This is a genomic window from Lactococcus cremoris subsp. cremoris NBRC 100676, from assembly GCF_001591705.1.
GTDB classification, from domain to species: domain Bacteria; phylum Bacillota; class Bacilli; order Lactobacillales; family Streptococcaceae; genus Lactococcus; species Lactococcus cremoris.
This window is the reverse complement of record NZ_BCVK01000035.1, coordinates 1-21,480: the sequence shown is the minus strand read 5'-3', so window position 1 is coordinate 21,480 and position 21,480 is coordinate 1. Positions and strand designations below refer to the sequence as shown.

Annotated in this window: 17 protein-coding genes and 5 pseudogenes; 19 read left to right on the top strand and 3 right to left on the bottom strand. The window is 34.6% G+C overall.

Annotated features, from left to right (window positions below):
- The first annotated feature begins 119 nt into the window (after nt 1-119).
- The gene (locus tag LLA01S_RS07465) at nt 120-350 is read left to right on the top strand and encodes a DUF4176 domain-containing protein (RefSeq protein WP_011676315.1); all 231 of its coding nucleotides are present in this window, start codon (nt 120-122) and stop codon (nt 348-350) included.
- Nucleotides 351-428: 78 nt separating this feature from the next.
- On the opposite strand, the gene LLA01S_RS07460 is transcribed toward LLA01S_RS07465, so the two are convergent.
- Nucleotides 429-842: a VOC family protein gene (locus tag LLA01S_RS07460; protein ID WP_011676314.1), complete on the bottom strand. Its 414-nt coding sequence runs from the start codon at nt 840-842 to the stop codon at nt 429-431.
- A gap of 289 nt (nt 843-1,131) precedes the next feature.
- Between LLA01S_RS07460 and LLA01S_RS07455 the strand changes: the two genes are divergently transcribed.
- The 11 genes and pseudogenes from LLA01S_RS07455 to LLA01S_RS07405 form a co-directional block, all read left to right on the top strand.
- Entirely contained in the window at nt 1,132-1,845 is a 714-nt protein-coding gene (locus tag LLA01S_RS07455) for a metal ABC transporter ATP-binding protein (RefSeq protein ID WP_061778074.1), read from the top strand.
- A 6-nt stretch (nt 1,846-1,851) separates the two neighbouring features.
- Nucleotides 1,852-2,690, top strand: a pseudogene (locus tag LLA01S_RS07450) (metal ABC transporter permease subunit).
- Complete coding sequence (locus LLA01S_RS07445; RefSeq protein WP_015082512.1) at nt 2,690-3,637, top strand: metal ABC transporter substrate-binding protein; 948 nt, start codon at nt 2,690-2,692, stop codon at nt 3,635-3,637. The pseudogene LLA01S_RS07450 and the gene LLA01S_RS07445 overlap by 1 nt, the downstream one beginning before the upstream one ends.
- A gap of 201 nt (nt 3,638-3,838) precedes the next feature.
- On the top strand, nt 3,839-4,729 hold the full coding sequence (locus LLA01S_RS07440; protein WP_061778073.1) for an IS982-like element IS982B family transposase: 891 nt from the start codon (nt 3,839-3,841) through the stop codon (nt 4,727-4,729).
- 37 nt (nt 4,730-4,766) lie between these two features.
- Nucleotides 4,767-5,459, top strand: a complete 693-nt coding sequence (locus tag LLA01S_RS07435) for a sialate O-acetylesterase (RefSeq protein ID WP_011676310.1) — start codon at nt 4,767-4,769, stop codon at nt 5,457-5,459.
- A gap of 1 nt (nt 5,460) precedes the next feature.
- Nucleotides 5,461-6,768 (top strand): ABC transporter substrate-binding protein, encoded by a 1,308-nt coding sequence (locus tag LLA01S_RS07430; protein ID WP_061778072.1) that lies wholly within the window; start codon nt 5,461-5,463, stop codon nt 6,766-6,768.
- Between the two features lie 133 nt (nt 6,769-6,901).
- Nucleotides 6,902-7,861, top strand: a pseudogene (locus LLA01S_RS07425) (carbohydrate ABC transporter permease).
- Nucleotides 7,861-8,715, top strand: a complete 855-nt coding sequence (locus tag LLA01S_RS07420; RefSeq protein WP_061778071.1) for a carbohydrate ABC transporter permease — start codon at nt 7,861-7,863, stop codon at nt 8,713-8,715. The pseudogene LLA01S_RS07425 and the gene LLA01S_RS07420 overlap by 1 nt, the downstream one beginning before the upstream one ends.
- Before the next feature lies 1 nt (nt 8,716).
- Nucleotides 8,717-9,850 (top strand): family 8 glycosyl hydrolase, encoded by a 1,134-nt coding sequence (locus LLA01S_RS07415; RefSeq protein WP_061778070.1) that lies wholly within the window; start codon nt 8,717-8,719, stop codon nt 9,848-9,850.
- A 15-nt stretch (nt 9,851-9,865) separates the two neighbouring features.
- Entirely contained in the window at nt 9,866-10,492 is a 627-nt protein-coding gene (locus tag LLA01S_RS07410; RefSeq protein ID WP_061778069.1) for a polysaccharide deacetylase family protein, read from the top strand.
- A 30-nt stretch (nt 10,493-10,522) separates the two neighbouring features.
- Nucleotides 10,523-11,701 (top strand): annotated as a pseudogene (locus LLA01S_RS07405) (alpha-glucuronidase); the annotation flags it as partial.
- On the opposite strand, the pseudogene LLA01S_RS07400 reads toward LLA01S_RS07405, so the two are convergent.
- Nucleotides 11,694-12,965: pseudogene (locus tag LLA01S_RS07400) on the bottom strand (M24 family metallopeptidase); the annotation flags it as partial. The pseudogenes LLA01S_RS07405 and LLA01S_RS07400 overlap by 8 nt on opposite strands.
- Complete coding sequence (locus LLA01S_RS07395; RefSeq protein ID WP_061778068.1) at nt 12,958-13,719, bottom strand: DeoR/GlpR family DNA-binding transcription regulator; 762 nt, start codon at nt 13,717-13,719, stop codon at nt 12,958-12,960. The pseudogene LLA01S_RS07400 and the gene LLA01S_RS07395, both read right to left, overlap by 8 nt.
- Nucleotides 13,720-14,064: 345 nt before the next feature.
- Between LLA01S_RS07395 and LLA01S_RS07390 the strand changes: the two genes are divergently transcribed.
- The 7 genes and pseudogenes from LLA01S_RS07390 to gadC all read left to right on the top strand — a co-directional run.
- Entirely contained in the window at nt 14,065-15,177 is a 1,113-nt protein-coding gene (locus LLA01S_RS07390) for a hypothetical protein (RefSeq protein WP_232034999.1), read from the top strand.
- Between the two features lie 98 nt (nt 15,178-15,275).
- A complete protein-coding gene (locus LLA01S_RS07385; protein WP_061778067.1) occupies nt 15,276-15,821 on the top strand; it encodes a GNAT family N-acetyltransferase in 546 nt (181 codons plus the stop codon).
- 229 nt (nt 15,822-16,050) lie between these two features.
- Complete coding sequence (gene ylqF, locus LLA01S_RS07380) at nt 16,051-16,899, top strand: ribosome biogenesis GTPase YlqF (protein WP_021165316.1); 849 nt, start codon at nt 16,051-16,053, stop codon at nt 16,897-16,899.
- A 112-nt stretch (nt 16,900-17,011) separates the two neighbouring features.
- The gene (gene rnhB, locus LLA01S_RS07375; protein ID WP_031286419.1) at nt 17,012-17,788 is read left to right on the top strand and encodes a ribonuclease HII; all 777 of its coding nucleotides are present in this window, start codon (nt 17,012-17,014) and stop codon (nt 17,786-17,788) included.
- A 233-nt stretch (nt 17,789-18,021) separates the two neighbouring features.
- Nucleotides 18,022-18,911: pseudogene (locus LLA01S_RS12170) on the top strand (IS982 family transposase).
- A 477-nt stretch (nt 18,912-19,388) separates the two neighbouring features.
- Nucleotides 19,389-20,279, top strand: coding sequence for an Rgg/GadR/MutR family transcriptional regulator (locus LLA01S_RS07365; RefSeq protein ID WP_014572692.1), 891 nt, complete (start codon nt 19,389-19,391; stop codon nt 20,277-20,279).
- Nucleotides 20,280-20,321: 42 nt separating this feature from the next.
- On the top strand, nt 20,322-21,480 hold a 1,159-nt coding region (gene gadC, locus LLA01S_RS07360), incomplete at its 3' end, for a glutamate/gamma-aminobutyrate antiporter (RefSeq protein ID WP_061778065.1).

The following is a 21,480-nucleotide window of genomic DNA, read 5'->3' as shown; positions in this document are numbered from 1 at the left end:
AATGATGAACAATAAAAAGATTGATACCGATACTAAAATTTGAAAAATCTAAAATTGAATAAAGTATTGAAATCACAGGATATTTAGGAAAGAATTAGATAAAGTAGGAAATAATACAAATGAATAAAAATTTAAAAGAATTTTTACCACTTGGTAGTGTTGTTTTGCTTGCTGGCGGAGAAGAAAAGTTAATGATTATTGGCCACAAGCAAATAGAAATAGAAACTAAACGTGAATTTGATTATTCAGCGGTTTTATTTCCAGATGGCTACAAAGATGAACTGGCCCTTTATCATTTCAATCGAGAAGAAATTGTTTATATTTTTCAAATGGGATTTTTCGATAATTAAAAATAACTAACAAAAAACAAGAAGAGATAACTTCTTGTTTTTTTATATTTTTATTTAGAAATCAAAAGGTTGGATAACCTAATTATTATTCATCTCTGGATTCATCCAAACAGGTTCTAAGCAATTTCCATCTAAATCATGTACTTCTAAACCATACATCATTTCTTCAGGGATACCATCATCCAAATGAATCGATTTTCCACCATTTTCGCTGGCAAGTTTACCAAAATTTTTAACTGCATCAGCATTAGGCAATGTAAATGAAATCAACGCAGCGCTTGTTGTTCTTGTATCAGCAATTTTCCTTTCCCCAATAAAACTTTGATAGCGTTCGTGAGAAAGAAGCATGATGAAAAAATTTTCATCCCAAACCATACAGCTGACAAGATTATCTGAGAAATTTGGATTTTTTTTGAAACCAATTTTTTCATAAAAAGTTGTTGAAGCTTGAATATCCGTTACCGGAAAGTTAACAAAAACCATAGTCGTCATAGATAGACCCTCCTTGTTTGGTAATATGTATAATATTGTGACTGTCTTATAAATGAGAAGGTTTGTCCTCACAAACTCTCCTTAACAATTATATCCTTATATGAAGTATATCAAATACAGGCAAGGGATACTATATTAATGACTTATTATTTTATTTGTTCTAAAAAATAGCGCAGGTAATATATATTGATTATATTTTTAGCCTATGCTACAATTGTTTTATGAAATATTTTGACTTTACTAGACTAAAGATTTAGATCTTGGTCATTTATATAATGAAGAGAATTAAATGATAAAAATTGAACACTTAAATGTATTCTATAGCGAAAATAAAGCACTGACAGATGTTCAACTAAAACTTGAATCTGGTGGAATTATCGGTATGATTGGCCCAAATGGTGCGGGTAAATCAACCTTAATAAAAGCAATTTTAAATATCATTCCTTATTCAGGGAAAGTACTGATTGAAGGAAAGGAAAGTAAAAATTTCTTAAAAAATATCGCTTATGTGGAGCAAAAAAGTAATATTGACCTTACTTTTCCAATCACAGTCAAAGAATGTGTTTCTTTAGGGACTTATACAGGCTTGAAACTCTTTCAAAAAGTTGGAAGTAAAGAGTGGCTGCGAGTTGCCCAAGCGCTTGAAAAAGTAAATTTATCCGAATATGCAAATCGACAAATAGGGGAATTATCAGGCGGACAGTTTCAAAGGGTTTTATTAGCGAGATGTCTGGTTCAAGAAGCTGATTATATATTTTTAGATGAACCCTTTGTGGGAATTGACTCAGTAAGTGAAAAAATCATTATGGATATTCTTCAAGATTTGAAAGAACAAGGGAAATTGATTTTAATTGTACATCATGATTTAAGCAAGATGAAAGTCTATTTTGATGAACTGATTATTCTTAATAAGGAAATAATTGCTTACGGGAAGGTTAAAGAGAGCTTTACTCACGAAAATTTAAAAAAAGCATATGGGGATAATATTTTTATAGGAGATTAAATTGAGATGATACAAAATTTTATAAATGGCTTATACGAGTTTCATTTTTTGCAAAATACCTTGATTACAGCGGTTGTGATAGGAATTGTTTCGGGAGCAGTTGGTTGCTTTATTATTTTAAGAGGGATGTCACTGATGGGAGATGCAATCTCTCATGCGGTTCTTCCAGGGGTGGCCATTTCTTATATTTTAGGTATAAATTTCTTTATTGGAGCAATTGCTTTTGGACTTTTGTCATCACTTATAATTACTTATATCAAAAATAATAGTCTAATTAAAGGGGATACCGCAATTGGAATTACGTTTAGCTCATTTTTGGCATTAGGTATCATTTTGATAGGAGTGGCTAATAGTTCAACAGACTTATTCCATATTCTTTTTGGGAATATCTTAGCAGTACAAGATATAGACAAATGGTTAACAATCGGTGTATCCATTTTTGTATTAATCGTGATTGCTCTTTTCTTTAAGCAACTTTTAATTACCTCATTTGACCCATTAATGGCAAAAGCAATAGGTATGAAAGTTAATTTTTATCATTATCTTTTGATGGTTTTGCTGACTTTAGTTTCGGTTACAGCAATGCAAAGTGTGGGGACCATTTTAATTGTGGCTATGTTGATTACACCAGCAGCAACGGCCTATTTATATACCAATAGTTTGAAAAAATGCTAATTCTTTCATCTTCAATTGGAGCAATCTCATCTGTTCTAGGGTTATTTATTGGTTATACTTTCAATATTGCGGCCGGTTCAAGCATTGTGATTACCTCAGCCATTATATTTGCAGTAAGTTTTTTAATTTCACCAAAACAGAACTTTATAAGAAAGAAGGTTAAAGTTTAATGCTAAATAAACATAAGAAGTTTCTACTTGCTTTTGTGCTAATTATGACAGCTATTTCCTTAGTGGCTTGTTCTAAAAATACAAATCAGTCTATAAAAAAAGCGGATGACAAATTAAATGTAGTGGTCACTAATTCTATACTGGCAGACATGACTAAAAATATTGCCAAAGATAAAATTAATTTGCACAGTATCGTTCCTGTCGGGAAAGACACCCATGAATATGAACCTTTGTCAGATGATGTTCAAAAAACTTCTAGAGCTGATTTAATTTTCTATAATGGAATAAACTTGGAGACTGGCGGAAATGCTTGGTTTACAAAATTAGTCAAAAATGCAAATAAAAAAGAAAATGTAGACTACTTTCCAGTCAGTAGAGGGGTTGATATCATCTATCTTGAAGGAAAGAGCACTGAGGGAAAAGAAGATCCACACGCCTGGCTTAATTTAGAAAATGGGATAATCTATGCCCAAAACATTGAAAAAGAATTATCAAAAAAAGATCCTGACCAGAAAGATTTTTATCAAAACAACTTGAATAAGTATATAAACAAACTAACTAAGCTAGATAAGGAAGCTAAAGCAAAATTTGCTTCAATTCCAGAAAATAAAAAAATGATTGTGACAAGCGAAGGCTGCTTCAAATATTTTTCTAAAGCTTATGATATCTCTTCTGCTTATATTTGGGAAATTAATACCGAAGAAGAAGGAAGCCCAGAACAAATAAAAACGTTAGTGAGAAAACTAAGAGCCACAGAGCTTGCATCTTTGTTTGTAGAGAGTAGCGTCGATAGTCGGCCGATGAAAACAGTATCTAAGGATACGAAAATCCCAATTTACTCAACAATCTTTACAGACTCAGTAGCAAAAAGTGGGGAGAATGGGGATAGTTATTATCGTATGATGGAATGGAATATAAACAAAATCTATGACGGACTTTCAAAATAATTATTCGATAGGAAGCCTTATTATAGAGAAAATAATTGAAAAACTAAAAGTCCCCAATTGAAAGGTTGGGTACTTTTTTTAATATTTATTTATACTTTTATCTAAATCTATACCCGAATTGCTAGTTAATTTCATTGGAAAATAAATAAGTCGTGCTATCCTAATCTTAAACCACTAAGCATTAGAAAGCGCACGACTTATATGACTTATAATAGCACACTTCCAAAAGTTTTTGTTTATTTACTGACAACCATTGAGACGCTTTATCAAACGAGTGTTTCCCTTGAGGTTCAAAACCGAAAGAACGTCCATCTCGCAACATCAGATTGCTTAGTTATCGCTTGTTACCTATGGGGCGTACTGCATTTTAGTGAAACGCTTAAAGCTAAGCACCAATTGGCTCAAAGTTTATTTCCTAATTTCCTAGAATATTCTCGCTTTGTCCGCCGTTGTAATGCCCTCTTACCGAGTATCCAAGTCATTCGCCAAGCACTCGTCTTTAAAGAGGTTGAAGTAATTAGTGTATCCATTATTGACAGCTTCCCCATTCCTTTGTGTCAGCCTATTCGTAATTTCAGAAGCAAAGTTCTTGGAGATTATGCAAATGTTGGCTACAATGCTACAAAGGGACAGTACTTCTATGGATGTAAATGTCATGCTTTAGTCAGTGAATCAGGCTATGTCATAGACTACACAATTACTCCTGCTTCAATGGCTGATAGTTCAATGACCGAGGAAGTGTTGAGTCAATTTGGGACACCAACAGTCCTTGGAGATATGGGATATCTAGGTCAGTCACTGCATGATAGGCTGAAATTAAAAGGAATTGATCTAATGACACCTGTCAGGAAGAACATGAAGCAAAAGAAAATCCTTTTCCCTAATTTTTCAAAACGTAGAAAAGTGATTGAGCGAGTTTTCTCTTTTTTGACAAATCTAGGAGCTGAGCGTTGTAAAAGTCGTTCGCCTCAAGGTTTTCAATTGAAATTAGAGATGATACTTTTAGCGTATTCTTTACTGTTAAAATCAGCTAAATCACTGGAACCAGAGACTTTAAGATATTCTATCGGGTATCAAGTCATGGCTAAATAATCAACTAGCAATTCGGGTAACTGGTTTATATAATGGCATGATTGCACCTTTGCAAAAGTTAAAGTTTGTAGCGATTCTCTGGTATCAAGGTGAAAGTGATGCTGGTCAGCCAAAGACTTATGGGACTCGTTTTCGTGAATTAATCGAAAGTTGGCGAATACTCTTTAAGCAACCAAATTTACCTTTTCTCTATGTTCAATTGCCAAACTGTGAGACTGAAAAAGAGGCAGATTGGGCGGGACTTCGTGAGGAACAAAAAGAAGGTCTCAAGATATCACGAACAGCGATGGTCGTGACAATCGGAGATGGAGAAGATGATGACCTACATCCACTAAATAAAAAAGATGTCGCTCATAAGCTATTAGACGCTTATGACAATGTTGAATTATTCCCAAATGGTTATTGTACAGGGCCGCTTGCCAAGGGCGCTGTACAAACTCAGAAGAATGCTATTATCCTTTTATTTGACACTTTTGGAAAAGAATTTAGTATTGAGAAGAATAAGGATTTTGAACTTTTTCAAGGAGGATATAGTTATAAATTGAAAAACTGTCGTCAGGTTGGGGAACAAATCATTTTAGAAGTCCCTGAAAACCTATCGCTTAATGCTGATGCAAAAATCAGGTATAACTGGAGCAATGCTCCGCAAGCTTTTATTTGGAATGAGGAGGGATATCCATCCTCCCCCTTTGAATTAAAAATTGAACAAAATAATAATAGGAGAAAATAAAATGAATCTCGCAAAAAATTGGAAAAGCTTCGCTTTGGTTGCCGCAGGCGCTCTTGCCGTTGTATCATTAGCGGCATGTGGAAAATCTGCAAGTGGAACTAAATCAAGTGATGCAAGTGCTAATTTGAACAAAAAGCAAACAATCACACTTTGGACATTCACGACCGAACAACCACAGATTGATGAGTTGAAAAAACTTAAACCAAATCTGACGATCAAGCAAGTTGTCATTCCTTATGCCGACTTTCAAACTAAACTTGACCAAGTCATCGGAACAAGTAAAGGACCAGACATGGTTGCACTTGATTCAGGTTTCGTTGAAAAATATGTAGAGTCTGGCAAATTAACTGACCTCGCATCTTACGGTGTATCATCAGCTGCCAAAGACAACTATAAATATACATTGGATATGGGTAAAAACGCCAAGGGCCAACAAGTAGCTATTTCTTATCAAGCTGCTCCAGGTGCTTATTATTACAACACCAATGTTTTCCAAAAATATCTAGGAATTGCACCAAGCGATACAAAAGCAGCTCAAACGGCACTTTCAAGTTGGTCACAAATCGAAAAAACTGCTCAAACAATCAAGGATAAATCAGGTGGGAAAGCTTATCTCTTTAGCTCACTTGAAGAAATTTACAATCCAGTTATTGGAGCACGTAAAACGGGTTGGGTCAAAGACAATAAACTGAAAATTGATAGTACAATGACGGATTCACTGGACCTGATGAAAGATTTTGTTTCTAAAGGTTTGACTCAAAATACAACTGCTCAATCTGCTGATTGGTTCGCAGGAATGTCAAATAACACAATCGGAACTTACGCTTTGCCATCTTGGGTACTTTTTTATTGGTTGAAAGATTACTCTAAAGGTACTGCGGGAGATTGGCGCGTGACTGCTGGACCAGTTTCTTACTCTTGGGGTGGAACTTGGTTAGCTGGTGTTAAGGGTGCAAAAAATTCTGATGCAGCCTCTGCCCTCTCAGTTTATTTGAGCACAGATAAAACATTCCAAACATGGGAAGCAAAAACGCAAAATGATTTTGTTTCTGTCAAAACTGTAAATGATACAGTGGGTAAAGACGCTTCTGTTTCACTACTTGGGGGCCAAAATCCCTCCCCAATCTTCTCTAACGTTGCTAAAAATATTAACGGTAAAAATCAAACGCAATATGACCAAAACATCCAATCTCTATGGATTAATGATGTTGTTAACCCTTATGCCAATGGTAAGATTACAAAGGATAAGGCTTTGAAAAACTTCAAAAACGATGTGAAGTCAGCTTATCCAGCTTTGAGCGTTGACTAATTATAAAACATAAGGGAAATAAATAAAGATATTCGCTTTAAGTTGAAGCTATTACCAGTTTTTATTGGAAATAAGTTGCTGATGAGTGAATAACATTATTCAATTTCCCTTTTATTTTTTAGAGGAGGGTGATATGGAAAACACCAAAAAGAAGTCATCCAAGAAAAAACTTTTTGAAATGTACAACCGTTTTGGTTATTACTTTTTAATTCCCTTTTTCGTTGGATTTATCGTCTTTCAACTTTATCCAATTATTTATTCGATTGCGATTAGCTTTACGAGTATGAATGGTTTTCAAACTTTTTCCGAGGCCACAAATGTTGGTTTAGGAAACTTTTCTACACTTTTAAAGAATACTCCTTTATTTATCACGAGTATTCAAAACACTTTACTTTTGTGGGGAATGAATTTTGTACCACAAATTTTAATGGCTCTGATTCTTGCTGCTTGGTGGACTAATCGGAAGCTCAATCTAAAAGGTAATAGCTTTTGGAAAACAGTTTTTTATCTGCCAAATATGATTATGGTAGCTTCTATTGCGGCGCTCTTTTTGGGGATTTTTGGTTATCCAAATGGTCCAGCCAATCTTTTGCTCACAAATCTGCATATTATCAGTCATCCATTCAATTTCTTCCAGTCTATTTGGGGGACAAGAAGTATTATCATCTTCTTACAATTTTGGATGTGGTAAGGTTCAACGGCGATAGTACTTGTCGCTGGGATTTCCTCGATTGATGATGCTTTGTTTGAAGCGGCACGGATAGATGGAGCTTCTGACGGACAGATTTTTAGAAAGATTACTTTACCTTTATTGCGTCCGATTGTCATGTACACATTTGTAACCAGCTTTGTTGGTGGCTTACAAGTGTTTGATATTCCTTATCTTTTGTCTTCGGGTTCAGGTGGTCCACAAAATTCAACTTATACGCTTGCTATGTTTATCTACAATCAAGCCTTTCAATACCGAAATTATGGAATTGCGGCTGCAGCATCAGTGATTCTGTTGATTATCGCGGCGATTGTTTCTATTGCTCTTTTCCGTTTCTTCCGTGAACGGACAAGCAATAAGGATTTGGTAGGAGGTAAAGATTGATGAATAAAAGCTATACAGGTTCACTAAGAGCCAGACGTACTTTGATTTATATCTGTTTTGGTATTTTGACGCTTTTGAGTCTTTTGCCATTTGCAATCATGCTGGCAGATTCAACACGTTCGGTAGTTCAGCTTAATACCGGAGTTTCTCTCTTGCCGGGGAGTTCGCTAGGACATAATATCAAAGTTTTGTTAAGTTATGATTTTAACTTAGGACATGGAATGTTTAACTTGGCGTTTATCGCTGTGGTTTCAACGGCTTTGTCTGTTTATTGTTCGGCACTGGCGGCTTATGCTTTGGTCGCTTATGATTTTAAAGCGAAACGCTTGGTTTATGCTTTTGTAATTGCTTTGATTATGATTCCTGGTCAAGTTTCAATGGTCGGTTTCTATCAATTTATGATTCAGCTTAATCTTTTGGATAATTATATTCCCTTGATTTTACCGGGAATGTGTGCGCCTGCTTCGATATTTTTCTTAGTAGAGTATATGGGAACAGTTTACAATAAGGATTATGCAGATTCGGCTCGACTTGATGGGGCGAGTGAGCTTAAGATTTTTCATTCTGTAATGTTGCCAATGATGAAACCAGGTCTAGCAACAATGGCAATTTTTGGTTTTGTCTTTAGTTGGAACAACTTTTTAATGCCTTTGATGCTGATTTCTGACAAAAATCTCTATACCTTACCAATGATGGTACAAACAATGACAGCTTTAGGAGCTGGAGGTCATACGGTTGAGTGGGGAGCAGTGTATTCTGGTCTTTCGATTACGATTGCACCCATTATTATTGTTTATCTGATTCTCTCTCGTTTTATTGTCGGTGGAGGAACAGCAGGAGGCGTCAAAGGTTAAGATGAAAAACTTATTATTAAAAGTCGCTTCAAAAGAAGCCATTGACAAGAAAGTAGAGAAAGTCTTTGAAATTCTCTTTGGACAAGATTCTCCTGAACGTCTCTATTTTGAAGAAGAAGACAAGGCTTATATTGTCGATACAGGCAATGATGATGTCAGAACCGAAGGAATGTCTTATGGAATGATGATTGCTTTGCAATTGGACAAGCCAGAAATCTTTTCTCGTTTATGGAAGTGGGTGAAAAGCTATATGACGCTTCCCACGGGACATGAAAATGAAGGATATTTTATCTGGTCTTGTGGACTAGATGGTCATCCCAATAGTGACGGTCCAGCACCAGATGGTGAAGAATATTTTGCAGCAGCATTATTGCTGGCCGAAAAAAGATGGAAAATCAAAGGATATGGGGACGAGGCGAGAACTTTACTTCATGCAATAGTTCATAAAGGGGAGAATCAGGATGGGTTTCCCATGTTTGAACCAAAAAACACCTATATTAAGTTTGTTGCTAATCGCCAGATGACTGATCCATCATATCATTTACCACATTTTTATCAGCTTTATGCCAAATATGGAAATCCAGAAGATTCAGCTTTTTTTCTGAAGGCTGAGGAAGAAGCACGAAAGTATTGGCTCAAATCAGCAAATGCTAAAACTGGACTTACGCCAGAATATGCGGATTATGATGGAAAACCCTATGATATTGATGGTCACTGGACTTTCTTTAGCGATGCTTATCGGACGGTTGCTAATATTGGTTTAGATTGGCTTTGGGAGCACGAAGAGCTTGGACAAAGTCAGATTGCCGTAAATATTCAAAAATTCTTTGAGCCTTATCTTGAAAATGATGAAGAAATTCCTGTTTTTAAAATTGATGGTCAGCCTTTAAGGAAAGAAGAACAGACCGCGGAAGGATTTCCACCTCTAAAAGTCCATCATCCGATTGGTCTATGGTCAACTTTAGCTCAAGCTTCACTTGTCACCAATGATTTTGACTCCATTTTGTCTTTGAAATATCTCAACTATTTTTGGAATTTGAATCTTAGAACAGGCAAGTATCGTTATTATGATAATCTTCTTTACTTTTTTGCTCTCCTTGCTTTGTCAGGAAATTATCAAAAAGATTGGTTATAAAAAATGGAGAAAATAATGACAAAAGAAATTGCCTTAACTTTTGATGACGGACCTTGGGGAATAAAAACAGTTCGGGTGCTTGATGAACTGACTAATCGAAAAATTCCAGCAACTTTCATGATATGGGGTGTGCATATGGCAGAATATCCTGAAATTCTAAAAGTAGCGGCAGAAAATGAACTTTTCGCTTTCGGGAATCATACTTATCATCATCGTCATTTGACCGACTTATCAGATAAAGAAATCTTATCAGAACTCAACAAAACAGATGACCTTTTTTATGAACTGACAGGGGAGAAGCTTGACTTTGTTCGTCCACCTTTTGGGGATTGTGAGTATCATACCTTAGACATCATTCGTCGTCCGCTTATCTGTTGGTCTTTGGATACGATGAGTTGGGACCATGGAAATCCAGCAAAATGTGTTGAAACTATCCATAAAGCTAAAGATGGGGATATCGTCTTGATGCATGATTTTCAAGAAGCAGATGTTTTGGCTTTACCAGAAATTTTAGATTATCTTGAGGAAGAAAATTTTACTTTTAAGACCATTCCCGAATTATTGGGTGCTCAACTTAATGATGAAGCTTATATTTATTATTCACGTGATAAGCGAGTGAAAACAGGTTTTGGTGGAAGTTGAACTTATTGTCAAAATGGAAAGGGATAAGAAATGGCGATAGATGAAATGTGGTTGCAGTCTTCAATACTGAAAAAACGACTGACCAATGAGATTTTCTATGTGAATCTGGAGTATGAGGATAAAATTACGATTCGCTTGCGCTCAGAAATCTGTGAATGGTTAGGTTGTCAGCTGACAGGAGAAAGGTCAGAAGCAACAGTGGTCTTGTCAGTAGATTGTAAGCTAGATGTTAACTTGGAAGCCTATGAGGTCAAAGAAAATGAGATAATTGGAACTTCATCAGTTGGTTTGCTTTATGGATTTTATGCTTATTTGCGCTTAAAGCTGTCAGGAGCCAACTTATCTGAAAAATCAGCACCTGCTCAATCTTTGCGAATGATTAATCATTGGGATCAAGTGGATGGAACTATTGAGCGTGGCTATGCTGGTGAGTCTATTTTCTTTGGGCGCTTTGGTTCAAATGACAATACAGACACAGGTTCTTTTGCTGTAAAAGATATTGGAACAGACATCTTTCGCAATGATTTCACGCGCTTGAAAATGTATGCTCGCTTTCTTGCTTCAATTGGAATTAATGCGATTTCGCTTAATAATGTAAATGTTCGAGGATTAGGAACAAGTTTGATTGTCTCACCTTACATCGAGAAAGTAGGGGAGATTGCTAAACTTTTTGCTACTTTTGGTCTAAAGACTTTCTTAGCCATTAATTGGGCAGCACCAAAATTGATTGGTGAGCTAAAAACGTCAGACCCCTTGGATGAAAATGTATATACATGGTGGCAACAAACCATTGACCATATCTATGAAGTTATTCCTGATTTTTGTGGTTTTGTCGTTAAGGCAGATTCTGAGGGCGAACCTGGTCCTTATCAATATGGTCGAAATCATGCTGACGGGGCCAATATGCTAGCGAAAGCTTTTGAAAAATATAATGGACTTGTCATTTGGCGAACTTTTGTATATAATTCTCAGACTGATTGGCGGAATCGTAAAAATGACCGAGCTAAGGCAGCTTATGAAAACTTCATGCCTCTTGATGGTGATTTTTCTGACAATGTGATTTTACAGATTAAGTTTGGTCCTATTGATTTTGGAGTGCGAGAACCCTTGATGCCCCTGTTTGGTGCGTTAAAAAAGACTAATCAACTGATGGAATTTCAAATCACAGCCGAGTATTTAGGGCATCAAATTGACCTGAACTATGTTCTTTCTCACTTGTAATTCGTTCCCAAAGTTCAGGATATTTTACTTTCAATTCATTTTGAAGAGACTGATCAGCTATGGCTACACATTCTTCAGCGCTTACACCAGTATAACCAGCAACAGATGGGATAATATCAATCTGAAAGATCATGCCACTAGCTATCTGTCTTTGAGAATTTTTAGATAAAGATGAGGACATCCATTCTTCATCGGCCACAAAGTGACCAGGATTTAAGTGCCAATGATAAGAAGCTTTTGGTAAGGTTTTATCAATGATTTCATAGAGTTCTCCGCCTAACATTCCTAGCGAAATATTTTCTAACCATGCCACAATAGCTTTATAATAGGGAATAACTACACGCTCAAGATAGTCTTTTTGATTTTCAGGCAATTCTCTTTCTTCATTGATTAAAAATCCAGTCCGACTAGATAATCCTCCTTTGAAACCTGTCGTCATAGAGATTGCTTCTCCAAATTTTATTTTTTTATAGGTTGGATAGAAGTTGGCATTTTCAAATCTTTCTCCTGCAGCTGCAATTGTAATCACAGAATGAGCTTGGCCTTCATCAGAGAGGAGTGCTCCAATTTCTGTTTCTCGCATTCCTATTTTTAGCTGATTCATGGCATTTAGAATGCACCGAGAGGCTAGATTTGCTCCATATTCATAATGTGCGAGTTCATTTGCATTGTTTATTGTTCGAATTCCTTTTGGACCGATGAGAAGGTGGGCAGCGTTAGTGACAATTGTATCTGTTGAGAGTGAATTCTTTAGTGCATCTACAATAAAATAGGGAAGATCAAATAATTCTGAAGGTTCTTCATTTTGCGTTGTAAACATCTTCCAACCAATCAATCCGATTTTTTTGTTTTTATAAAGTTTTAACTCTTTAAAAATTTGAGTTAAATTTTTTTCGTTATCCATGGGCTGATTTGGCAAAGAAAATTGAGGGTAATGAATAAGGTTAGCTCCAATTCTTGAGTGTTTAGACATTTTTAAATTCTCATTACCCAAAACAAGCGTGGCCTTACCATTTTTATCAATAATGAGCAATCCTTCTTCAAAGCGCGGAATAAAGCCAGTAAAGTATTCAAAATTACTGCCATGTTCTTTGTCCGCATAGATGATTAGTGCATCATATTGTTCTTTAGCCATTATTGATAAAAGTTTTTCTTTTCGCTCCTCTAATGTTTTGTCCGTTAGTGTAACTGGTGGAACATTATTAAAGAGCTTTGGTTCGTTTATTCTTTCGTAAACAATTTCTTTATTTATTTATAGTCACTACTTTCACATTATTATCATTTAAATTTTTCATCAATTCACCTTCAATTTTTTCATCAGTAATGAGGTAGTCTATTTCTTTTAAATCACAAATTTTAAAGAATCCTTCTTTATTAAGTTTAGTATGATCTGCTAGTGCTATGACTTGCTTACCTTGTTGAATCATTTTTCTTTTGACAATACCTTCCTCTTGCGTATGAATAAATAAGCCATCATTAGAAAGAGCAAAAACAACTAAGATTGTAAAATCCACTTGGTATTGAGAGAGTTTTTCAACAGTCTCCGCGCCATACAAGAATAGTTGATTCTTGTTTAATTTTCCTGGAAGAAGTTGTACGGTTGCCTTCTCATACTTTGAAAGTAATATTGCATTGGTAAGGGAGTTTGTGATGGTTGAGATAGAGAGGTTATCAAGTTGTTTAATAGCAGCTTCGACGGTTGTTGATGAATCAAAAATAAGAGTGCTATGATCTTTAATGAGATTTTTTATTTTACTTGCTATTTTTTTCTTTAGATTACTGGAAATATTTGAGCGTTCTTCATAATTTAAAATTTCAGCCTCTTTACCGATTGGAATTGCTCCACCATGAACTCGATGCAATTTTTTTCTGGATTCTAATTTCATTAAATCTCTTCTAATTGTATCTTTTGAAACTTCAAGTTTTTGAGCTAAAAAGTCAATTGTGGCACTGCCTTGTTCATCAACGATTTGGCTAATTTGTGATAGTCTTTCTTCTAATAACATTTGCTCTCCTTTCTTAACTTATCATCATATCATAGACTATTTGATTGTGCAACATAATGCATTTATTTAATTATAAATAAATGCAACTTGCAAAATAATGCAAATGGCTTGCTTTTATTTTACTAATGATTGAAGGATATAGAAATTAAAAAAGCATAATTATTAATTATGTTTTAATTATAAATTAGAATATTCATAAATTTTTGCAATTTAAGAAAAAAGCATATAATATCGACAGTGTTATTGTACACAATAACGTAAAGTGTCCGAAAAATATATGATTATTTATTACAAAAATTGAATCTTATAAAAACTGAACACAAAAAGACATTTTGGGAGAGAGCTATGAATAGCAAAAAAATGAAAAAATGGGTAATTTATGGAGTCATTGCATTGACAATTTTAGGGCCACAAACTCTTATTCACGAGAACATCCATGCTGATGAGAGTACAACTACCATCGAAAATGGAAACGAACAAGCTAAAAAAGGAACAATTGAAATAAGTATTATTGACTCATCTTCAGGTCAAGTGCTTAAAAGTTTTGATATTACAGATTTTTCAAATGTTCAACTGCAAGTGCATGAGTCAGAAATTGAATCCCAGATTGCTTCATTAAAAGGTTACATTCTAGATCCGAGTCAAGGTTCATATGCACCAAATTTCGTTGGCGGGGAAACGGCTGAAGCTAAGTTTTATGTCAAGAGGGCAACTAGTGGAACGATTAATGTCAATATAATCGATTCCTCAAGCGGTCAGGTGCTTAAAAGCTTTGATATCACAGATGTTCCGGGTCATTTGTTAGAATCACATGAATCAGAAATTGAAACCCAGATTGCTTCACTCAAAGGTTATGTTTTAGACAAGAGTCAAGGTTCATATGCTCCAACATTTATTGGTGGAGAGACAGGTGAAGCTAAGTTTTATGTCAAGAGGGCAACTAGTGGAACGATTAATGTCAATATAATCGATTCCTCAAGCGGTCAGGTGCTTAAAAGCTTTGATATCACAGATGTTCCGGGTCATTTGCTAAAATCACATGAATCAGAAATTGAAACCCAGATTGCCTCACTAAAAGGTTATGTTTTAGACAAGAGTCAAGGTTCTTATGCTCCAACATTTATTGGTGGAGAGACACGTGAAGCCAAATTTTATGTTAAGAAAGATACAGATGGGATAAGCAAGATTAATACAACTGACGCATCAAACGCTCAGGTGCCTAAGAATAGTGATGCAAAAGTTTTGAATCACAGTAGTGAATTAACTGAAAGCCAAGCCCAAAAGAAGTCATCAATAGATAAAGATATCAAGAGTCAAAAAATAATAGCTATTGAAAAAAAATCGAAAAGTTTACCACATATTGGGGAAAGCACTAGTATTTTATCTTATAGTTTAGGTTCGTTAGCTCTCTTAGGCGCTTCATTTTTCTTCATGATTAAACGCTTTAAGAATTTATGATGGCTTGGGAAGATTTACTTTTTTGACAGGACTTCATTATGACCTCTAAATCTTTTTTGATATAATCAATTTATTACCCTTAAAGTAGAGGAGAAGTGATGAATTTAGAAATAAAAAATGTATCTAAAACTTTACCGGAATATCGTCAAGTCATAGATTTAGTAAAAAATTCCTTTCCTAAAGAAGAACAATATCCAATTTGGCTGTTAAAACTTTGGGCTTTAAAGAAAAATGTGTATTTTGGGGCTTACTATCAAAATGATGAGTTTTGTGGTATTTCTTATCTTGTCAGTCATGAAGAGATGATTTTTGTTTTATATTTAGCAGTTAATAATCAAGTTCAGTCTAAAGGTTATGGTTCAGCGATTTTAGAAACGTTAAAAGAAAAATTTCAAGATAAAAATATTACGTTGAATATTGAAAGACTTGATCCAGAAGCGGATAATTATGAACAGAGAGTAAAACGCCTAAAATTCTATCAAAAGAATGGTTTTTATGATACAGACTACACGATTACTGATCGGGGAGAAACTTTCTTAACTTTGACAACATCACAATCTTTCTCTGTAGAGGCTTTTAAAAAGGTCTTAAGAGAATTAACTTTGGGTCTTGATTTATTAAAAATTGGAAAATCTGAATCCTGAAAATTGAGGATTACAAAAAAAGTTGAAAAATGATAAAATGGATAAGGTAATCTTTGTCCATTTTTTATATTCTTTTGGCTAGGTTGTTAAAAAGAGGACGAAATTAGAATTCAAACTTGTATTCTTTTAATAGAATGAAAACTCAGCTAAGTCTTGATTCTTATCTGAATGTGAAATTAAAAATATATAAAAGCTGTAGTGATGTACAGATAATTTGAGGAGTATTAATATGGTTATACAATGGTTTCCAGGACATATGTCCAAAGCCCGTCGTCAGGTTCAGGAAAATTTAAAATATGTTGATTTTGTGATTGAATTGGTTGATGCGCGTTTGCCAATGTCTTCACGTAATCCTATGTTGGGGCAAATTATTGGGGATAAGCCAAGAATTATTGCTTTAAATAAGGCTGATCTGGCTGATTCAAGCAAGGTAGCTGAGTGGATTGAATATTTTGACGGGCAAGGATTTGTAACTTTGGCTATCAATTCCAAGGAAGAATATACGGCTAAGCGATTGACCGTCGCAGCTAAAAAATTAATGGCTGACAAAGTTGCTCATGATAAGGAGCGTGGAATTGCTCATACTACTTTACGTACTATGATTATTGGAATACCAAATGCTGGTAAATCAACATTGATGAACCGTTTAGCAGGTAAAAAAGTTGCGGTGACAGGAAATCGTCCAGGGGTCACTAAAGGTCAGCAATGGATTCGAACAAATAAAGAATTAGAATTATTGGATACACCGGGGATTTTGTGGCCGAAATTTGAGGACCAACTTGTCGGATTAAAATTGGCCTTGACTGGTGCAATCAAAGATGACTTATTGCCAATGGATGAAGTGACTATTTTTGGTTTAAATCATTTTTTGAAAAATTATCGTTCTATGATAATGAAACGTTATCGAATGACGGAAGAAGATTTGGAACTTGAAATTCCAGATTTGATAATGGAATTGACTGCTAGATTTGGATTCCGTGATGATTATGACCGTTTCTACAATATGTTTGTCAAAGATGTCCGAGATGGTAAACTAGGACTATTTTGCTTGGATGAAGTTGGGACTGACGAACTTTAATTAAAAAAATAGTTAATTGCTGCTGGTTCTCTCAGTAGTAATTGACATAAATTATATTATGTAAAATTACTGACAAGAAAGTTGTTAGTAATTTTGAGAGTTGGTGAATAAAGTGGGACAGACTATTAAAGAAATTAAGGCACGGTTAGCTGAACTGACAGACTTGTCAGCAAAAGAATTTTTAGAATTTGAAACAGACGAACGTGCAGGAGTTCAAGCAGCTCTGAAAAGTAGAAAAAAACAAATTTTAGCAGAATGCGCAGAAGATGAACGTTTGGAACAAATGTTAGAATTTGAGAAAGAACTTTATAGTCAAGAAATTGAACTAATTGCAGGGATTGATGAAGTTGGACGTGGCGCCCTTGCTGGTCCTGTGGTCACAGCTGCAGTAATTTTGCCAAAGAATTGTAAAATTCGTGGTTTGAATGATAGTAAAAAAGTGCCAAAATCAAAGCATCATGCTATTCTATCTGAAATTCAAGAAAAAGCGCTAGCGATTGGAATTGGTATTGTTGATGCCGAAAAAATTGATGAAGTAAATATTTATGAGGCGACAAAAATTGCAATGATTCAAGCAGTATCAAAATTATCTCTTAAACCTGAACATCTCTTAATAGATGCGATGGTTTTAGATTTGCCCATTGCTCAGACGAAAATCATTCATGGAGATGCTCGTTCAGCTTCAATTGCGGCCGCATCAATTGTAGCTAAAGTGACTCGTGATGAAATGATGAAGGATTTCGCTTTAGAATTTCTAGAATATGATTTTGAACATAATGCAGGCTATGGAACAGCAAAACATCTTGCAGCTCTGACAAAATATGGTATCACAAGAATTCATCGGAAATCCTATGAACCAATTAAATCGATGGTCAACTTCAAATATTAGATTCTGTAAGTAAAAAATGTAAAACGTGAACGATATTTGTTCACGTTTTTTTGCTGACAAGTCTGTCAGTAATTATTTTCAAAGGTTTCAAAAATCTAGTCTAATAATTAATTTGCTAGACTAATCTTCTGTCTTTTAATAATACCCGAATTGCTAGTTAAGTTCATTGGAAAATAAATAAGTCGTGCTATCCTAATCTTAAACCACTAAGCATTAGAAAGCGCACGACTTATATGACTTATAATAGCACACTTCCAAAAGTTTTTGTTTATTTACTGACAACCATTGAGACGCTTTATCAAACGAGGGTTCCCCTTGAGGTTCAAAACCGAAAGAACGTCCATCTCGCAACATCAGATTGCTTAGTTATCGCTTGTTACCTATGGGGCGTACTGCATTTTAGTGAAACGATTAAAGCTAAGCACCAATTGGCTCAAAGTTTATTTCCTAATTTCCTAGAATATTCTCGCTTTGTCCGCCGTTGTAATGCCCTCTTACCGAGTATCCAAGTCATTCGCAAGCACTCGTCTTTAAAGAGGTTGAAGGAATGAGTGTATCCATTATTGACAGCTTCCCCATTCCTTTTTGTCAGCCTATTCGTAATTTCAGAAGCAAAGGTCTTGGAGATTATGCAAATGTTGGCTACAATGCTACAAAGGGACAGTACTTCTATGGATGTAAATGTCATGCTTTAGTCAGTGAATCAGGCTATGTCATAGACTACACAATTACTCCTGCTTCAATGGCTGATAGTTCAATGACCGAGGAAGTGTTGAGTCAATTTGGGACACCAACAGTCCTTGGAGATATGGGATATTTAGGTCAGTCACTGCATGATAGGCTGGAATTAAAAGGAATTGATCTAATGACACCTGTCAGGAAGAACATGAAGCAAAAGAAAATCCTTTTCCCTAATTTTTCAAAACGTAGAAAAGTGATTGAGCGAGTTTTCTCTTTTTTGACAAATCTAGGAGCTGAGCGTTGTAAAAGTCGTTCGCCTCAGGGTTTTCAATTGAAATTAGAGATGATACTTTTAGCGTATTCTTTACTGTTAAAATCAGCTAAATCACTGGAACCAGAGACTTTAAGATATTCTATCGGGTATCAAGTCATGGCTAAATAATCAACTAGCAATTCGGGTTTTAATAATAAACTAATTTATTGTTAATCTAAATGACAAAATTAATAAGCAGAGTTTTTTTATAAAATTAGCTACTTATAAAAAATTTGAAATTGGTATAGTTAAATCTGTTATAATTTCCAATATTTTTTAATAATAATTATTTTAACAAAATACTTATATCAAAACTCTTTCAAAGTATATAATGAGCTTTGTATAAGCTTTTACGTCTTTCTATATCAACTTTTAAGAGAAATATAAAGTAATATAAATGTTTTTATAATAAATTATGTGAGATATATTTTTTTATCTGTACTGGTATAGATTTGACGATTAAGTCTTAAATAAGTTATAATCTCAATTGCGTAATTTCTTAAATACAGAAATAACAACTACATTGGTAGACTGATTAAAAAATATGCTTGATGAACTGTTATAAACCTTAAAAAAACAAAAATAATAGTTTGGAGGATGTTAAAGATGTATAAAAAATATGGAGATTGTTTTAAAAAGTTGCGAAACCAAAAGAATTTAGGGTTATCATACTTTAGTAAACTTGGAATAGACCGTTCAAATATATCTAGATTTGAACATGGAAAATGTATGATGAGTTTTGAGCGTATAGATTTGATGTTAGAAGAAATGCAAGTTCCGTTATCTGAGTACGAATTGATAGTAAATAATTATATGCCGAATTTCCAAGAATTTTTTATATTAGAATTGGAAAAAGCTGAATTTATCCAAAATCGAGATAAAATAAAAGAGTTGTATTCTGAAGTCAAAGAAACGGGGAATCATTTACTGACGATTACTGTGAAAACGAAGCTTGGGAATATAAGTCAGACAGAAGTTAAGGAAATTGAAGCTTATCTTTGCAATATTGAAGAGTGGGGATATTTTGAACTTACTTTATTTTATTTTGTATCTGATTATCTCAATGTCAATCAATTAGAATTGCTGCTTTTTAATTTTGATAAAAGATGTGAAAATTACTGTAGAGTCTTAAAATATAGAAGGAGACTATTGCAAATAGCCTATAAAAGTGTTGCGATATACGCGGACAACGGAGAAAGAAAAAAAGCCGAAAATATTTTAGAAATGACTAAAAAATATCGAACTGTGGGAGTCGATTTATATTCAGAAGTATTAAGACATCTTGCTAGAGCTATCATTATTTTTAATTTTGAAAATGCAGGGGTTGGGGAAGAAAAAATAAATTATGCTCTTGAGATTTTGGAAGAATTTGGAGGAAAGAAGATAAAAGAATTCTATCAGAATAAAATGGAAAAGTATTTGAACAGCTCAAAAGAGATTTTCTTTATTCTGGAGCATATACTAGAGGGTGAAGATAGGTTGTCTGAAGCATTATAACTTGTCTTTTAAAAAATTCAATCATAAATATAAGGAGGTATGATGAATCAAAAAAAGTTATCATTATTCGGTTTTTTCGCATTAACCGCTTCAATGGTTTTGACTGTCTATGAGTATCCGACTTTTGCCACGTCAAAATTACATTTGGTGTTCTTTTTACTTCTCGGAGGACTACTATGGTTTTTGCCTGTAGCGCTCTGCGCAGCAGAAATGGCGACGGTTGAATGCTGGAAAAATGGTGGAATCTTTAGTTGGGTCAGTCAAACTTTAGGTGAGCGCTTTGGTTTTGCAGCCATATTTTTTCAGTGGTTCCAAATTACAGTAGGTTTTGTCACTATGATCTATTTCATTTTAGGGGCCCTCTCTTATGTGTTAAATTTTCAGGCGCTCAATACAGATCCATTGATAAAATTTATTGGTTTACTAATCATTTTTTGGAGATTGACTTTTTCTCAATTAGGTGGGACGCAACGGACTGCCAAATTAGTAAAAGCCGGCTTTGTAGTTGGAATAGTGATTCCATCGGTTATCTTGTTTGGATTGGCAGCGGCATACTTTATCGGAGGCAACCCTATAGAAATACCAATTAACAGCCATGCTTTTGTACCAGATTTTTCACAAGTATCAACTTTAGTAGTTTTTGTTTCTTTTATTCTGGCTTATATGGGGGTAGAAGCCTCAGCTTCACATATTAATGAACTTGAAAATCCAAAACGAAATTATCCCTTAGCAATGATTTTATTAGTAATTTTGGCTATTTCTTTAGATGCCATAGGTGGATTTTCTGTAGCAGCAGTTATTCCTCAAAAAGAGTTATCATTAAGTGCAGGGGTAATTCAAACTTTTCAAACGTTAATCTTACATTTTAATCATCATTTGGGATGGTTAGTTAAAGTGATTGTACTAATGATTGCCTTTGGGGTTATGGGAGAAGTGAGTTCATGGGTTGTTGATCCTTCTAGAGGGATGTTTGCAGCAGCACAAAGAGGTTTATTACCAAAATTTTTACGTAAAACGAATACACATGAAGTCCCTGTTCCTTTAGTTATGATTCAAGGAATCATTGTTACACTTTGGGGCGCTGTATTAACTTTTGGAGGAGGAGGAAATAATTTATCTTTCTTAGTTGCCATTTCACTAACTGTAGTGATTTATTTGGTGGGTTACCTCTTATTCTTTATTGGTTACTTTGTTTTAATCT

Excerpts from the sequence above, each read along its gene's own strand:
- LLA01S_RS07385 (WP_061778067.1), top strand. The coding sequence starts at position 15,276 with ATGAATTTAGAAATAAAAAATGTATCTAAAACTTTACCGGAATATCGT.
- LLA01S_RS07435 (WP_011676310.1), top strand. The coding sequence starts at position 4,767 with ATGATTGCACCTTTGCAAAAGTTAAAGTTTGTAGCGATTCTCTGGTAT.
- LLA01S_RS07460 (WP_011676314.1), bottom strand. The coding sequence starts at position 842 with ATGACGACTATGGTTTTTGTTAACTTTCCGGTAACGGATATTCAAGCT.
- LLA01S_RS07415 (WP_061778070.1), top strand. The coding sequence starts at position 8,717 with ATGAAAAACTTATTATTAAAAGTCGCTTCAAAAGAAGCCATTGACAAG.
- ylqF (WP_021165316.1), top strand. The coding sequence starts at position 16,051 with ATGGTTATACAATGGTTTCCAGGACATATGTCCAAAGCCCGTCGTCAG.
- LLA01S_RS07430 (WP_061778072.1), top strand. The coding sequence starts at position 5,461 with ATGAATCTCGCAAAAAATTGGAAAAGCTTCGCTTTGGTTGCCGCAGGC.
- LLA01S_RS07365 (WP_014572692.1), top strand. The coding sequence starts at position 19,389 with ATGTATAAAAAATATGGAGATTGTTTTAAAAAGTTGCGAAACCAAAAG.
- LLA01S_RS07440 (WP_061778073.1), top strand. The coding sequence starts at position 3,839 with ATGACTTATAATAGCACACTTCCAAAAGTTTTTGTTTATTTACTGACA.
- LLA01S_RS07395 (WP_061778068.1), bottom strand. The coding sequence starts at position 13,719 with ATGTTATTAGAAGAAAGACTATCACAAATTAGCCAAATCGTTGATGAA.
- LLA01S_RS07410 (WP_061778069.1), top strand. The coding sequence starts at position 9,866 with ATGACAAAAGAAATTGCCTTAACTTTTGATGACGGACCTTGGGGAATA.
- LLA01S_RS07445 (WP_015082512.1), top strand. The coding sequence starts at position 2,690 with ATGCTAAATAAACATAAGAAGTTTCTACTTGCTTTTGTGCTAATTATG.
- LLA01S_RS07420 (WP_061778071.1), top strand. The coding sequence starts at position 7,861 with ATGAATAAAAGCTATACAGGTTCACTAAGAGCCAGACGTACTTTGATT.
- LLA01S_RS07465 (WP_011676315.1), top strand. The coding sequence starts at position 120 with ATGAATAAAAATTTAAAAGAATTTTTACCACTTGGTAGTGTTGTTTTG.
- LLA01S_RS07455 (WP_061778074.1), top strand. The coding sequence starts at position 1,132 with ATGATAAAAATTGAACACTTAAATGTATTCTATAGCGAAAATAAAGCA.
- LLA01S_RS07390 (WP_232034999.1), top strand. The coding sequence starts at position 14,065 with ATGAATAGCAAAAAAATGAAAAAATGGGTAATTTATGGAGTCATTGCA.